Source organism: Lysinibacillus sp. NPDC098008 (assembly GCF_044760715.1).
Classification (GTDB): Bacteria; Bacillota; Bacilli; order Bacillales_A; family Planococcaceae; genus Lysinibacillus.
On sequence record NZ_JBIWBA010000002.1, the window covers coordinates 431458 to 446625 of the forward strand.

13 protein-coding genes and 1 pseudogene are annotated in these 15168 nt (G+C 39.0%); 2 read left to right on the forward strand and 12 right to left on the reverse strand.

Annotated elements, in window-relative coordinates:
- Positions 1-233: 233 nt before the first annotated feature.
- From ACIQVU_RS04475 to ACIQVU_RS04490, 4 genes and pseudogenes are all read right to left on the reverse strand, one after another.
- A pseudogene (locus ACIQVU_RS04475) lies at positions 234-1595 on the reverse strand (UvrD-helicase domain-containing protein); the annotation flags it as partial.
- A gap of 1 nt (position 1596) precedes the next feature.
- Entirely contained in the window at positions 1597-5106 is a 3510-nt protein-coding gene (gene addB / locus ACIQVU_RS04480) for a helicase-exonuclease AddAB subunit AddB (protein WP_402894041.1), read from the reverse strand.
- A 161-nt stretch (positions 5107-5267) separates the two neighbouring features.
- The gene (locus ACIQVU_RS04485; RefSeq protein ID WP_340804426.1) at positions 5268-5906 is read right to left on the reverse strand and encodes a TVP38/TMEM64 family protein; all 639 of its coding nucleotides are present in this window, start codon (positions 5904-5906) and stop codon (positions 5268-5270) included.
- Between the two features lie 11 nt (positions 5907-5917).
- A complete protein-coding gene (locus ACIQVU_RS04490) occupies positions 5918-6469 on the reverse strand; it encodes a helix-turn-helix domain-containing protein (protein ID WP_340804424.1) in 552 nt (183 codons plus the stop codon).
- 124 nt (positions 6470-6593) lie between these two features.
- On the opposite strand from ACIQVU_RS04490, the gene ACIQVU_RS04495 reads away from it, so the two are divergent.
- Together ACIQVU_RS04495 and ACIQVU_RS04500 are read left to right on the forward strand one after the other, a co-directional pair.
- On the forward strand, positions 6594-7325 hold the full coding sequence (locus tag ACIQVU_RS04495; RefSeq protein WP_340804423.1) for an AzlC family ABC transporter permease: 732 nt from the start codon (positions 6594-6596) through the stop codon (positions 7323-7325).
- Positions 7322-7648 carry an AzlD domain-containing protein gene (locus ACIQVU_RS04500; RefSeq protein WP_340804422.1) on the forward strand — a complete coding sequence of 109 codons (327 nt, stop codon included), beginning with the start codon at positions 7322-7324 and terminating at the stop codon, positions 7646-7648. The genes ACIQVU_RS04495 and ACIQVU_RS04500 overlap by 4 nt, the downstream gene beginning before the upstream one ends.
- A 37-nt stretch (positions 7649-7685) precedes the next feature.
- On the opposite strand, the gene ACIQVU_RS04505 is transcribed toward ACIQVU_RS04500, so the two are convergent.
- From ACIQVU_RS04505 to ftsE, 8 genes are all read right to left on the reverse strand, one after another.
- Positions 7686-7907: a CsbA family protein gene (locus ACIQVU_RS04505; protein ID WP_340804421.1), complete on the reverse strand. Its 222-nt coding sequence runs from the start codon at positions 7905-7907 to the stop codon at positions 7686-7688.
- Positions 7907-9088: a PDZ domain-containing protein gene (locus tag ACIQVU_RS04510; RefSeq protein WP_340804420.1), complete on the reverse strand. Its 1182-nt coding sequence runs from the start codon at positions 9086-9088 to the stop codon at positions 7907-7909. The genes ACIQVU_RS04505 and ACIQVU_RS04510 overlap by 1 nt, the downstream gene beginning before the upstream one ends.
- Before the next feature lie 98 nt (positions 9089-9186).
- The gene (locus ACIQVU_RS04515) at positions 9187-10629 is read right to left on the reverse strand and encodes a S41 family peptidase (protein ID WP_340804418.1); all 1443 of its coding nucleotides are present in this window, start codon (positions 10627-10629) and stop codon (positions 9187-9189) included.
- Between the two features lie 212 nt (positions 10630-10841).
- The gene (locus ACIQVU_RS04520; protein WP_340804417.1) at positions 10842-11429 is read right to left on the reverse strand and encodes a peroxiredoxin family protein; all 588 of its coding nucleotides are present in this window, start codon (positions 11427-11429) and stop codon (positions 10842-10844) included.
- On the reverse strand, positions 11426-12046 hold the full coding sequence (locus tag ACIQVU_RS04525) for a hypothetical protein (protein ID WP_340804416.1): 621 nt from the start codon (positions 12044-12046) through the stop codon (positions 11426-11428). Before ACIQVU_RS04525 ends, ACIQVU_RS04520 begins: the two co-directional genes overlap by 4 nt.
- Before the next feature lie 144 nt (positions 12047-12190).
- Positions 12191-13519: a murein hydrolase activator EnvC family protein gene (locus tag ACIQVU_RS04530; protein WP_340804415.1), complete on the reverse strand. Its 1329-nt coding sequence runs from the start codon at positions 13517-13519 to the stop codon at positions 12191-12193.
- A gap of 65 nt (positions 13520-13584) precedes the next feature.
- The gene (gene ftsX, locus ACIQVU_RS04535) at positions 13585-14469 is read right to left on the reverse strand and encodes a permease-like cell division protein FtsX (RefSeq protein ID WP_340804414.1); all 885 of its coding nucleotides are present in this window, start codon (positions 14467-14469) and stop codon (positions 13585-13587) included.
- Positions 14459-15145: a cell division ATP-binding protein FtsE gene (ftsE, locus tag ACIQVU_RS04540; protein ID WP_340804413.1), complete on the reverse strand. Its 687-nt coding sequence runs from the start codon at positions 15143-15145 to the stop codon at positions 14459-14461. The genes ftsX and ftsE overlap by 11 nt, the downstream gene beginning before the upstream one ends.
- Positions 15146-15168: the final 23 nt, after the last annotated feature.

Genomic DNA, 15168 nt, shown 5'->3' on the forward strand with positions numbered 1-15168 from the left:
GGTTCCAACATGACCCCACTCGGACTGTTCTTCAAGCAGTTTAGCCTTCTTCCTCATATGAATTTTTTATATCTCGCCATTCAGTCGTAGCCTTTCCGTTTAGGCTAACTTATGACTTTAACCGACATGCTACACTCCCTCTTTGGTTTCCCGCCAAGATAAGTCGGCTGATATATAAACCGTTTCTGTAGTTTATTCACCGCCAAATGGTGAAGTATACAATACCCTTATGGGCGCACAATGCTCTGTTTCACATCGCCAACCATAAACAGATTGCCATCCTGCTCGTCACCTGTTTTTACAAGCTGTAAAATTGTTTCCTGTAATAAATTCACGTCCTGATATTCGTCTACAAGCACTTCTTTAAAGCGCTTTTGCATATCTAATGCTACTGGAGAGGGCTGTAGCTTACCGTCAACCTCCACTGTTAAAATTTGCAGCGCATAATGCTCTAAATCTGAAAAGTCGATAATACCCCGCTCTAGCTTTGCCAGCCTGAATTGCTCGCTAAAAGCAGTTGTTAATTCTACCAAGGTTGTAATTGTTGGAGCCATTAACCTTATTTCCTCAAGCAAGCGTGCTGGTGTGCGAACAAAATAGGTTTCTTTAATATTGTTGATAATTTTTTTAGCAGCATCTCGCTTTTTCTTGGCAAGCTCCTGTAGCTCTGCATCAACTAAAGCATCCTTGGATACTCGCTTTAATGTAGACCATTTTACCGTTGCAAAGTAATCAAATAGCTCCTGCCATGTACCATCCTGACTAATGCGAATCCCTTCTTGAATCATAGCAAAATCAATTTCAGCCGTTTCTGCATATGGTGCTGGCCCGGCTGGCTGCAATGTAAGCTCGCGCATTTCTGAAATAAGAACAAAGGCTTCCTCTAAACTATGGCGAACAGTCAATTTAACGTATTGCGATAGCGCTAAATCATCAATTGTAATATCCTCAGCTAAATCATAGGCTTGTGGCAAGCTCCGTAGCCATTTTTGCGGCTCTGCATGGACACGAGAAGTATCATAAAGCTTACTAATTAGCGTTTCAATCGCTTGGTCATCACGATCTGAGGTAAAGCTATCAACAAGGCGATAAACGGCTTGCACTTGTGCCTCATCCTCAACATCATACGCTGCTTCTAGCACCTCTGCTAACGTATCATCTCTTAATAAAGCAATTTCAGCTTCATTGGCAATCCGAAAGCCTGGATCAATATCAAGCAAATAAGCATATTGCTTCACAATGGCTAAACAGAAGGAATGCAATGTTGAAATCTGTGCTTTATTGACAAGGCTAAGCTGGCGTCGTAAATGCTGAGAGGTCGGATTTTTTTCGATGGCCTTTTCCAATGCCTCTGCCATCCGATGACGCATTTCAGCAGCCGATGCATTCGTAAAGGTTACAACAAGTAGCTCATCTACATTAATCGGATTTTCGGTAGCAATTACTTTTTCAATCATTCGATTAATCAGTACCGCTGTTTTCCCAGACCCTGCTGCAGCCGATACAAGCGTATCCTGACCGCTGGCATAAATCGCCTTCCATTGATCATCCGTCCATGTAACATCTGCTGGCTTTACAGGAATTGTTTGTCCCATATTACTCCATCTCCTTCCGAATTTTATCAACAATTTCATTCGGGTTTGCCTGTACTAACTGGCGGTAGCTTTGCTTTCCATCAGTTGGATCAAACTGACAAACCGCGGCAAATTGACAATAATCACAGGCTGTTTTTGTTTTTAATTTATATGGGCTAATGTCTGTATCACCAGCTAAAATACCATTCCCCGCTTCCTGATGCTTGCGTCGTACAAAGTGCTGTAGATTTTTCATATCATTAACAGCAACGATACGTGATTGTGACGCAGAGGGTGTCCCATCTTTTTTCATATAAACAGGAATAATTTTAGAATGTCCGCTCTTTTCCTCTAGCTGTTCATCCATTGATAAAATAGCCTCAGCATTTTCAGAAAGCAGACCTTTCATTTTATATTGCTTTAAACGATCTTCCTCTATTTCGCTATCTGTTAAATCTTTATCAAGCTTTAGCATCGGATTGTGGACATGGACATATAACACACCAGCTGGCTCTGTGTCATCTGATAGCCAATAGGAGCTATTTTCCATTGCCACATCTAGATATGTTAACACTTGTAGAGATAATCCATAATAAACTTCATTTAAGTCCAAATCACGAGCGGATGATTTATAATCAACGATACGTAAATACGAGCGATTATCAATCGTTGCACTATCCACTCGATCAATACGTCCTCGCATAAACATTTTCTTACCACCAGATAAATCAATTTCAAGCGGTGGTAGCTGCTCATTTTGTCCTGGTCCGAATGATGCCTCAATGGCAATCGGCTTAAAATGCGAAACATTGGCATGCTGTGTGAGTGCTGTCATTGTTCGTTCCACAATACGAATCAGCTTGCGTTGAATATAACGATAACGCGCACTCGATAGTAAAATTTGATGCGAAAATACAGGCACAATTTGCTCTACAGCTTGACGTGCTAATTGTTGAATTTGCTGTTTTGTTAAGCGTATCCATGCTAGCTGCTGACGATGTGTTTCCTCTGTAATCCACTTTAAAGCCTCATGGAATAGATCGCCTATTGCAAAGGTTTCTAAACGATATTCAGCACGTTCCTCTAAGCGCAGCCCATATGTTGTGAAATGAGAGAATGGACATCTAAAATATTTTTCAATACGTGAAACACTCGATGTGAGCTTTTGCCCATATAGCTCCTGTGTAATATAAGCTTCTAGCGGCTCCGCCTTATTTTTATGTGTAATTGGATAACGTACACGTTCAAAAATTAGTGCCCAATATGGGTCTTGCTTATAAAATTTTTGCAATGCTAGCCATTCTGGTGCTAGTTCACGACTATGCTCAGCCTGACGCAGCTGCACCATTAAATGCGCTAAGGCTGTACGTGGATGACGTAAATATGGTAAAACATCACCAGCCAATAATTCAATTGGGTCCATAACAACACGTTCCACAGCAACATCACTTAATAATCCAGGTGTGCTAGCATTGCCAATTATTTTTTTTATATAGATGGAGGCTAACAATGCCTTGCCTTCTTCATCTGCTGTAGGGTATGTCATATAAAGCTTATCGGATGGTGTTGTCACAGCACGATAAAATAGGAAATTTTCCTGCAATAAGCGATTTGTAGATGTCGGCGCAAGCTCATAGCCAATTTGACTAAACCATTCACGCTCTGTATCTGATAATAAGCCCTCATACTCCATTCGAGTTGGATATACACCATCATTCATGCCTACAACAAAAGCTATTTTTATATTGGATAATCGGGCTAAATCCACAGTTGCCACCATCACTTCATCTAGTGTAGGCGGAATTCTTGAAAATTCTAATGTATCGAAGCCTTCATCTAAAATTTTAGCGGCTTCCTGTACAGACATCTCCTGCTCACCAAACATATAAACAAATTGATCCAGCACAGCTACCCATTCCTGCCATGCCTGCTCATGCTCACTTGCTGCTAATGCATCGCCTCGTTCAAGCTCACGACCCTTCAAGGCTTGAAGCTTATCATAAACTTGTAATGCCTCCATAAATTCAAATAATGCTGTTGCTATTGCTCGACCTGTTTGTACTTGTTCAAGTTGATTTTGTAGATTTTTTAATGGTTGACGGATTTCATCGCGAATCGCCTCGATTTCTATCTGCATTGCTCGTTCCTCATCCGTTTGTACACGCGAATGAAACTCTAAGCCACGATATTTTTTATAAAACCAACGCGGCTCCTCAAACCAACGTTCTCCATAAATGCCCTGTGCTAAGCAATAATTTTCTAAACGATCAGCACGTTCACGCCATACTGTTAGTTCCGCATGTAATGGGAAAAATAAATCTGTTTTGACACTTCGAAAAACAGGCTCATATTTCCAATTAGATGTTATAACCTCCAATGCAGAACGACTTAGCTCAATTAATGGATGATGCAACATCGTCTTTTTTGTATTTGTAAAAATAGGAATTTCATATTGCTGAAAAATACTGGTAATCAATGGATCATATAACTCTGCTTGGCGATATAGTAATACAATATCTTGATAACGATAGCCATCTTCTCTTGTTAGCTTTGTTATTTCCCGGGCAATGGCATGCACCTCTGCTCGACGATTAGATGCCTCAAATACCTGTACATCTCCTGAGGTTTTTTTTGTTTGTGGCACTATATCAGCAAATCTTGCCTCTATATGCTGTAAATCATTGGAATAAAATCGTCTTGTATGATGAAAATGGATAGGCGCATCAACTTCAATGCCCTCCTCCTTGGCAATATCATGAAGCCGTTGATTGGTTAATGCCGCCTCATGAAATAAGGCTTGCTCATCAAATGCCTCATCTATATGATCAAATGGCAGCACAACTGTTACTTGCTTTGTCACCTTTAATAATTCACGCACAAGCTCTAGCTCCCGCACAGTAAAGGCAGTAAAACCATCAATATAAATCGTTGCCTGCTTCATTGTATCAGCATATTTTAATTGCTCTGTTAAAATTGGATAATAGCCTTCACTATCCACATAGGTTGTTCCAAGTCGCTCCTCTAATGCCTGCAAAACAACATGTAAATCATTTGTTTTAGCCTGTAATGTATGAGGCGCATCAATCACCTTTAAAGATGCTGTTACTTCCTCTAAAACAGCGCTATTGACACTATATCGGCTAAATTCTTTTAGTAGTGTTTCAATTTCCTCTGTAAAGCCACGCTTACCAGCAGCTTGTCGGAATAAGGAGAATTCGCTTTGTTGTTCCTCTAATAATTTACGAATTAGCATGCGATAGCCATAGCCATTTACCTCTTTACGAGCAATCCCGCCTGTTTCCTGTAACACAAGCCATGCTAAGCGTTTAAATGTCATGACCTGTGCCCGAATTAAGCCTTGTACGTCATGCTTATTTGTTAGTTCATATTCTGTAGAATAGGACATTTGGTCAGGAACGATTATAAAAATAGGATGACCTAATGGGTCTGTCTTTAATTGCTCGACAATTTCCTTATAAATAAAAGCTGATTTCCCTGTTCCCGAACGCCCCGAAACAATACGCAATGTCATGAGCTTTTCCCCCTTTTGATTGTTGATTACATTATTGAGCGGCTTGATTACTTTTGAATAGCTATCTTAAATTTTATCGAAAAAAGCTATGAAATACTATCTAGCAAGCTTTATTAAATAAAAGTGGCCTCTTCGCGAAAAAGAGACCTGTACATCAACTATTAACTTGCATGTTTATCTTGTTTTTTTGGCAAATTTCGCGCTTGTCGCAAATCTCGTTCAACACGAGCATTCAAACGCTTCTCCATCAACTTGCCTACCCACCATAAAATCACAATCGCAACAGCTGCAATTACCAATCTTACAGGACTTGTTAGTAATGATTTTAAATCATAGCCAAGTACACTCATTCCTAAAATCATGACAAACTTTCCAGCTAATAAAACGATTAAGTAAAACTTTTTATGAATATGGGACAGTCCTGCGACAATATTAACAATAACAGATGGTGTAAAAGGAAAACATAGCAGAACGAACAGAGGGCTAAGACCATTCATATCCACCCATTGAATAAGCTTCTGTACCTTTTTACCGCCTGTTAAAAATCGCAACTTTGGATGCTTCCCAAAACGACGGACAAGCAAAAATACCACATAGGACCCTGCTACAGAGCCTAACCAAGATAATAAAAACCCTATCCATAATCCAAATGCACTTGCATTGGCAACAACAAACACCACTAATGGTAGAAATGGTAAAAATGCTTCTAGAAACGGTAGCAATAAACCAATAATTGGACCTAGTGTTCGATACTGTGCCGCAATTTGTTCTATATTTTCTACAGTAAACCATTCACTCACTATTGACACCTCTATTTATACTGTAAAATTAAATGTAAAATAGTTAGCCCTTCTGCTGTATTTCGATACTCATGAGGTTGATGCCCTGAGAATACTAGTGTATCCCCTTCATCCAGTAATTCATGCATATCTCCAGCAGAAATCATAGCTTGTCCTTTAATAACGATTACAGTTTCCTCTACCCCTTCTGTATGAGCTTCACTCCTGCTTACTGCTCCAGGTTCCATTTCAACCTTATAAAATTCCCAGCCCCTCTCAGGACTATAGGGGATAATCGAATATACACGATAACGCCCCTCATCCTCATCCACATGTGGTGCATCCTTGCTACTATAACGTGTGTAATGAGCTGTTGGTGGCTGTAGTAAAGAAGAAAAAGAAATACGCATACCCGCGGCAATTTTCCAAATCGTTGATACAGTGGGATTTGCCTCACCCTTTTCAATTTGAGCAAGCTGTGCCTTACTAACACCTGTTGCCTTTGCCACATCATCTAAGCTGACATGACGCTGCTGTCGAATTCTTTTTAATTGGAAGGCTAAGTTTCGACTCATTTGTTCCATTGTTATTCACCAATCTCTATTGTTTATTTTATCAGACAAATGTATACTTTAATAAACACATCTAACTATCAAACTATTCTATCAATAGTATACATTGATTTTTTAAGAAAGGATGACCTATTTTATGACAAGTACAACAGAGCCGCACCACGATACGGCAAGCTCCCTTAACGATAGCTTTTTACAAGGTGTTAAGGATTGTATTCCTACTTTGCTCGGTTATATTAGTATAGGACTTGCATTTGGTGTTGTAGGTTCCGCTTCAGGGCTATCCGTGCTTGAAATTGCACTGCTAACGATTCTCGTTTATGCAGGGTCTGCGCAATTTATCTTTTGTGCATTGCTTTTAACAAGCAGCCCTGCTTCTGCTATTATTGTAACCATTTTTGTCGTTAATTTACGCCATTTATTAATGAGTTTAACATTAGCACCACATTTTACACGCTATTCTATGCTAAGAAATGTTGGGTTCGGAACATTATTAACAGACGAAACCTTTGGGGTAGCTGTGACAAAACAAATGCAAACAGGTAAATTATATGGCAAATGGATGGATGGCTTGAATGTAACAGCCTATATTTTTTGGATTTTGTCCTGCCTTGCAGGTGCTTTTTTAGGGCAATGGGTAGCAAACCCTGAAAAATGGGGATTGGACTTTGCGTTAATTGCGATGTTTATTGCACTGTTAGTTTTACAATTGAGCAGTATCGGACAAAGCAAAATTATGCACTATATTAAGTTAATTGGCTATATGGCACTCATTATGTACGGTCTCTCCTATATCGTTCCTTCCCATGTAGCGGTACTATTAGCAACAGTCATTGTTGCAACAATTGGGGTGGTGACGGATAAATGACAACAACCTCTTATATGGTATGGCTTATTATTGGCTGTGCAGTTGTTACATGGCTACCGCGTGTCATTCCATTTATATTTGTACGTAGTGTTACACTGCCAGACGTTGTTCTTAAATGGCTTAGCTTTATTCCTGTGTGTATTTTAAGCGCTCTTGTTATCGAAAACTTATTGGATACCGAAAGCGGCAAAGTCGTAACACTTGATTGGCCTATTTTTGTAACATTTGTGCCTACCCTAATTATTGCCCTTGTTACCAAAAGCTTATCCATTACAGTTGTCGCAGGCGTTATAATTATGGCAGTAGTGCGATTCTTTATGTAAAAAGGTCAGTCCCATCACGAAGATAGGACTGACCTTTTTATTTCCTCATTTTACTGGCTAGCCAAAAACCAACTGTTAATGAGAAGGCATCTATAACAAAAATAATGGGTGGGGATGTATAACCTGCATAGACTGAAGCTGCGATTAGCGCAATGGCTAATACTAATGCAATATAGCGGTTATACGTAATTCTTGTAAACAATAACACAAGCAATGCAGGAATAAAGAGTGCTAGCATCATTTTCCCAAAAACGTCCATTATACATCCCTCGGCTCAGCTAATAATAATCCAATACGATAATGGTCATTACTATAAATAACATGCTGTGTTAAACGAATTTCATTGTTACGATCTAACACTTCTAAACGACAATGTGCTGCATTTAATTGCAATGCTTCATACAACTCATTTTCTGTAAAAATAGCTACTCCATTTACTTTGCGTATACATTCCCCAGCAAGCAAGCCCATTTTTTCAGCTGGTGAATCAGGAAGAACCGCTGCAATTACTGCCCCCTTTGTACTTGGTGCTACCGCATAATGATCCGTCTTATCCTGCCATGCATAATACATGGAGATACTAATACGAATAATCGCTCCAAGTGCCAATGTAACCAAGGCAATCAATGGCTCAAAGTAAGCCGCCAATCCACCAATTAAAATTAACTGCCCTAGCAATAATACCGAACGTCCAATTTTAGGTAATACTAAAGCTGGTAAATTTTTTCTGATAAGCTTTGAAAACCCGATAACAAGAGGAAATAACACAAGAGCAAAGCTGTTCTCACCAATTGTAAATTGTGGCCAATATGGCAATGCTGCCACAATCCTATCACCTGGCATGACAAAGAGAATTGGCAACACCCATACATTTCTTGTGCGATAGACAATTGCCTGCATACCTCTTTTTGTTTTTTCAACGCAGGGTGTGGCAACCTTTAGTGCTGCTCGTCGAATAAGAAGCCCTTCCGCAATCACACTTAAGCCTGCAAGAATAGTAATCGCTACAATGGCTCCTTCCATTACATCGATGCCCTCTAAGGAAATCTTCCACCAAGAAAATGTAAAATTGTAGTAGAACATTGCCCATACTATAGCTGTTGCAATGCCTATTGTCAAAATAGGCGATAGTGCATTTACACAATACAAGATAAGTGCAACCACCGAGATAACGATTAACACTATTAAAAATACTTTCGGCACAGTTAGCCCTGCTGCAATACTAATGATGGAAATAATCAGTGCATACAGCCAGCCTTCTTTCCATTGCCCAATTAACTCCGTCCAGCCCCAAATAATCCGTCTATGAAAATATTTACGCTCCTGTTTGACACGACGATACCCTAATAAAATAGCAAATATAGTGGCTATATATAATAATGGGTTGAGTAAAAAGCGGCCAATCGCTGTTACAATTTCTATGAATATATCACTAACCATACGAACACCCGCCGTTTCTATCTTAAATGCTATAAATTTATTGTATCAAACGACTACAGTCTTGCGTAGTACAAACTGATAGAAAGGCATTTTTGTTGTTATTGCTCAATTGTATGCAATAAAAAACTAGTAGCCATTTGGAATTGTTGGTCATTTTGACGGTCTGCCTTATAATTTTTTAATGTTTCATTTAAACTATTAAAAAAAGTTGTATCCATAGAAAACTCATCTTCTGCCTGTTCTAATTTTTTCTGCTTGCGATATAGGGTCACAGCCTCAGCCGTTGTATCATCCATATACCCATCTAAACGATCAATTTGATAGCCAAGCTTTTGCAAGGCATTTTGTGAATAGGCAATTTCCTCACTCATATCACCTACTTTAAATTTTCCTGTTAATGGATGTAGCTGGAAAGCAAATAATTCATTTTGTTCAATCACTAAGCTTGCCTCAATTCCCTGCCCATGAATCCACTCTCGCTTTGGTGTGAGCCATTTATTTGTTGATAATTTTAGCTCGCCCCCATTCGAAAGTGACCAAGATTCCTGCACTGTTCCTTTACCAAAGCTTTTAACACCAACAAGTGAAGCGCGCCCCCAGCCCTTTAAAGCACCACTTAATACTTCACTAGCTGACGCACTGCCCTGATTTTGTAACACAACAATTGGAATTTTATTCATTGTTTCTAAATATTTTTCATCAAAGCCTTTTGTTTGTGTTTTCAAAGGTTCCATAGCACCCTCTGCATTTTGCATATATGCAAATACCTTGCCATTTTCTAAGACTGTGCTTAGTAGCGCTGCAACGCTATGTAAATACCCACCTGGATTATCACGCACATCGATAATAATTCCCTCAACATCTTTGCGCAGTAATTTACTTGTTTCAGCAACCCATTCATTTGCCGTCTTTTCACCAAAAAGTGAGATTTCCACATAGCCAAGCGCTGTATCCTCTACTTTTACAACCTCACTTGATACGGTTTTATTAGAGATAGCAGCACGTTCCATCGTCATTTTAATATGCTTATCCTCGCTTGGTCTATAAACGACAATCGTTACCTTTGTGCCCTTCTCACCTTGAATTAAATGCATTAATTCACTCATTGTTTTGCCATCCACACGCACACTATCAACTTGTACAATTTCATCAAGCGAGCGCATGCCTGCCTTCTCTGCTGGCGATGAACGCACAGGGGACACAACAATAAATTTCCCTTTATTTTCTGTTAACTCAATACCAATGCCTACCCTCTCCTCAGCTAGCATTTGCCGATGCTGCTCAGCCTCTTCTTTCGAGTAGTAGGTGCTATAAGGGTCCTTAATGGCATCAGCCATCCCACGAAGTGCCCCTTCTACTAGAACATCCTTCTTTGTGCTGTATACAGATTTTTCTTCGATTAATGTCATCGCTTCATCAATAGTATCAACCTCCGTAACAGGCTCTTCCTTATCGCCAAGCGTAAACCAATCAAAATAAATACCACTGCCTACCACTAAACTACTAATCAGCACTCCGACTCCAGCTGTTATTTTGCGCAAACCTTCCCTCCTCCATCTCTTTTACTGTATGACTCTATTTTTTCAAACATACAAAATTGTATAAGGATTATTTTAGCTGTGCGGGTATTTGTTCTGGCTTCGCGGGTATCTACTCTCGGTTTGCGAGTATTCGTCCCTGATTCGCGGGTATCCTGCCTTTTAATAAAAAATCTGCTCGCTTCTAATAGAGAAAGCGAGCAGATTGTTATGAATTAATCGAGTGCATCGACATAATCTTTTAGCATATCAACATCCATCGGTCCTTTAATAGCACGTTGAATATAGCCGTTCGTATCAATAAAATATGTTGTTGGAATAGTAATAATTTGATAATCAGAGCCTACTAAATTATCAGGGTCTAATAAAATTGGGAATGTTAGTTCAAAGCTATCTCTAAACGTCATCACCGTATCTACCTTGGCATCAGCTGTCACATCACGCTCCTCTGATGTTAAATTAACCGCTATAATTTCAACATTTTTTTCTTCAGCAAATTCATCATAAAAGCTTTGCATATGTGGCATTTCGGCTTTACATGGTGGACACCAAGTTGCCCAAAAATTTAATACAACCTTTTTCCCACGAAGATCACTTAATGTTATATCTTTTCCATCCAAGCTTGTTAATGTAAAATCTGGCGGTGTGTCGCCATTTGCCAAGCCGATGTTGCGCTCCTCCATATCCTTCCCAAGAGCAGACTTATCAATAGCACGCTCCTCATCAATTTGCTGTTTAACATATGTACCAACCATCGCAACTACTAAAAGCACAACAATTAATAGCCCAATATTTTTTTTCATGCTTTCCCTCCCACATCGTGCTGCTTATATTGAATAGCAATTCCAAGACAAAGTAATAACAGGTTAACGCCGACAGCCGTTTGCCACACCCCTAATGGTTGAAAAAGGGCAACAATGATAAAGCCGACTGTATACAGCAATAGTGCCTGCTTCAATGCTGTTAATTTCCATAATATGAAGAGAGTTAATAAGCTTAGCACTGTTAATGTAATTACTTCACTTTTCACAGGATTATCATTCAATAAAATCACTAACCATTGATAAATGGACTGTGTCAATATTATTGACCAGCTATATGCTTTTATCTCAAACGCCTTATCTCGCTTGCGCCATACTTGCCATGATGCTGCTAAAACACCAAGAAAAATGCCTATTGTTCCTCCATTAAAATATAATAAAGAAATAGGTTGGGCAATGACTGCTTTGAAATCGGTTACAAGTAAGCTAAATTTCCATACAAGAATAAACGTAAAAATGGCATCAGCATATTGTTCAGACATTTTCTTAGAAAACTGTAAACGCAATATAAGCCATACAAGTACAAAGGCGCAAAGCAAAGCGATTGCTGTTGCTGGTAATGTTAGTGCTCGAACCGTATACCATTCTGTATTAATCACACCAACAAATCCTCTCTTAAAAGATAGCTACAGCATAGCATAGATATAGTTTAGCATATGAGGATTTCACACTGTGTTCAAAAAATAGTCAGAATCCACACAAAAAAGCTATACATTAGCGCGCTAATGTATAGCTTTTTCATTTTACAATGGAATATATTTTAGTGGGTTTACACTACCAGCAGCTTGACCTCTCCATGGGCCAATATGCACCTCAAAGTGTAAGTGAGGGCCAGTAGAGCGACCTGTGCTACCCATCGCTGCAATTTGCTGACCTTGTGTTACCTCTTGTCCCACACCTACATTAAATGAACTTAGATGTGCATATACTGTTGTATAAATTTGTCCATCGATGGAATGCGTTAAAATAACAACATTGCCATAAGAGCTAAGTGGTGCTGCATAAGAAACGACACCATCTGCTGCTGCCCAAATCGGTGTTCCTGCTGCATTGGCAAGGTCTACACCATAATGGAATTCAGGGCCTGCACCAATATTACGCCAACCATAAGGTGATGTTAAACGACCATTTGTTGGCTTAATCCAAGTGCCGTTTGATTGAGGTGCATTTACAATCACATTAGATGAACCGGATGAACTGCTTGAACCACTGCTAGCATTTCTAGCAGCCGCTGCGGCAGCGGCTGCCGCGGCTGCTTTACGTTTTTCTTCCTGTTGACGAGCAATTTCAGCTAAACGCTTTTGCTCAGCAACAATTTGATTTTGTAATTCTTGACTAACTTCTAATGCTTCAGAATATTCTTTTTCAAGTAATACCTTTTCAGATTTCAGCTTTTCTTGTTCTTTTTCTAATTGCTCAACCAAGCTGTTTTTCTCAGCCTTTTGACCATTTAATGATGCTTTTAAACGTTCAAGCTCAGCTTTTTGACCTTCTAATTTTTGACGCTTTTCTTCCACACTCTGCTTTTGCTCCTCTAATTGCTGCTTATCGTCTTTTTGATCTTGAATAATTTGACGATCCGCTTCTAGTAATGCATTAACTGCGGAAAATCGATCAATAAAGTCTACGAAGCTATTAGAGCCTAATAATACGTCTAAATAGCTAACGGAGCCGCCTGCTTGAAGGGCACGAGCACGCTCTTCTAACAGTAAATCACGCTCTTCAATTTTACGTAAAAGCTCTTGAATGGATGCTTTTAATTTTTTAATTTCTTCATTTGTTGTATGAATTTCAGCTTCTACATTTTTAATATTGCTATTTGTTTTGTCGATTTCAGCATTTAATGCTTGAATTTGGTCTAAGATTTTTTGTTGCTTTTCCTGATTAGCAGAAATTGCATTCGACTTATTGCTAATAGATGAATTTAATTCATTTTTCTTTGTTTCAATTTGGTTTTTTTCTTCCTTTAAATCCGACAAACTTGTTGCATACGCTGATGGAGTCTGGATAAAAAGAAATAGAGCAGATGTCGCTGCAAATGTTTTCCATATGTTCTTCGCCTTACTTTTCACCGATCGAACTCCCTTTCAACTATTCTTCATTTCTTCACAAATATCCGTTGTGACTAACGCCTAAATTAAATCTTTAAAAACTTACGTACTGACATAAAGCTTCCCCAAATACCGATTAGCACGCCAATAAGTAACAGAAGACCGCTTACCTGATACACAAGTGGCGAGAAATCAAGTAATTGGACAAGCTCACCCTGCAAACGAGGTGCAATAATTTTATATATATTGTGGTAAAGGGTTGCGACAACCGCAATCGGAATAATAGAACCTAAAATTCCGAGCCACATTCCTTCCAGTAAGAATGGAATACGCACGAATGAATTCGTTGCGCCTACAAGCTTCATAATTTCAATTTCATCACGACGAGCAATAATCGTAATACGAATCGTATTTGAAATTAAGAAAATCGCAGTAAATAATAGCCCTAAAATTAATACAATTCCTACATTACGACTAATATTTAAAACATTAAAAAGCTTTTCAACCTTGCCTTCACCATACATAACGTCATAAATATAGTCATGCTTTTGAATCTCTTTCGCAACCTTTGCTGTTTGCTGAGGATCAGCAGCCTTTATATAAATAACATTACGTAAAGGATTGCTTTGCTCAAATAGCTTAAAATCATCACCAAAATCTTTTACAAGCTTATTTAGCTCATCTTCTTTTGTTGAATAGGTTACCTCTGATATACTTGCCCATGTTTTAAACTTTTCGATAAGCGCTTTTTCTGCTGCCTCATCTGCCGTTTCATCAATTAACACTTTAATTTCAACATCATTTTCTAAATCCGTCGCTACTTTATTTAAGTTCATCATAATAAGCGCAAAGACGCCTACTAGTATAAGTGTAACGGTTACTGCACTCACAGATGCAAGGGTCATCCAACTATTTCGGCCAAGTGACTTAACACTTTCACGGAAATGCCGTTTTACAGTATTAAAGGTCATAGCCGTAGTCACCTCCGTGTTCGTCACGGACGATTAAACCGCCCTCAATAGCGATAACACGGCGACGAATTGTATTCACAATTTCACGATTATGTGTTGCCATGACAATCGTTGTTCCTCGTGCATTAATTTCCTCAAATAAATTCATAATTTCCCATGATGTTTCAGGATCAAGGTTCCCAGTTGGTTCATCTGCAATAACAACCTTTGGAACATTCACAATCGAGCGAGCAATCGATACGCGCTGCTGCTCTCCACCTGAAAGTTCATTTGGAAACATCCTCGCTTTATGCTTTAACCCAACAAGCTCTAAAACTTCCATCACTCGGCGACGTATTTCCTCTGGCTTTTCCTCTATTACCTCAAGTGCAAATGCGACATTTTCATAAACATTTAAACGAGGTAACAATTTGAAATCTTGGAAAACAACGCCAAGTTGACGGCGCAAAAAAGGAACCTTTTTATTTTTTAAGGTTGCTAAATCTATCCCATTGACCAAAATTTGTCCTGACGTTGCCTTTTCTTCACGATACATTAATTTAATAAATGTAGATTTACCAGCACCACTCGGCCCTACAACATAGACAAATTCGCCCTGCTTTATATTGACAGAAATACCATTTGTCGCAATAACACCGTTTGTGTACTTCTTTGTCACATTCTTCATTTCTATCATAATTAAACCACCTAAAACTCTTA

Bases quoted from the DNA above. Each gene is read 5' to 3' on its own strand.
- addB (WP_402894041.1), bottom strand. From the start codon at position 5,106: ATGACATTGCGTATTGTTTCGGGGCGTTCGGGAACAGGGAAATCAGCT.
- ACIQVU_RS04490 (WP_340804424.1), bottom strand. From the start codon at position 6,469: ATGGAACAAATGAGTCGAAACTTAGCCTTCCAATTAAAAAGAATTCGA.
- ACIQVU_RS04495 (WP_340804423.1), top strand. From the start codon at position 6,594: ATGACAAGTACAACAGAGCCGCACCACGATACGGCAAGCTCCCTTAAC.
- ACIQVU_RS04500 (WP_340804422.1), top strand. From the start codon at position 7,322: ATGACAACAACCTCTTATATGGTATGGCTTATTATTGGCTGTGCAGTT.
- ACIQVU_RS04505 (WP_340804421.1), bottom strand. From the start codon at position 7,907: ATGGACGTTTTTGGGAAAATGATGCTAGCACTCTTTATTCCTGCATTG.
- ACIQVU_RS04510 (WP_340804420.1), bottom strand. From the start codon at position 9,088: ATGGTTAGTGATATATTCATAGAAATTGTAACAGCGATTGGCCGCTTT.
- ACIQVU_RS04520 (WP_340804417.1), bottom strand. From the start codon at position 11,429: ATGAAAAAAAATATTGGGCTATTAATTGTTGTGCTTTTAGTAGTTGCG.
- ftsX (WP_340804414.1), bottom strand. From the start codon at position 14,469: ATGACCTTTAATACTGTAAAACGGCATTTCCGTGAAAGTGTTAAGTCA.
- ftsE (WP_340804413.1), bottom strand. From the start codon at position 15,145: ATGATAGAAATGAAGAATGTGACAAAGAAGTACACAAACGGTGTTATT.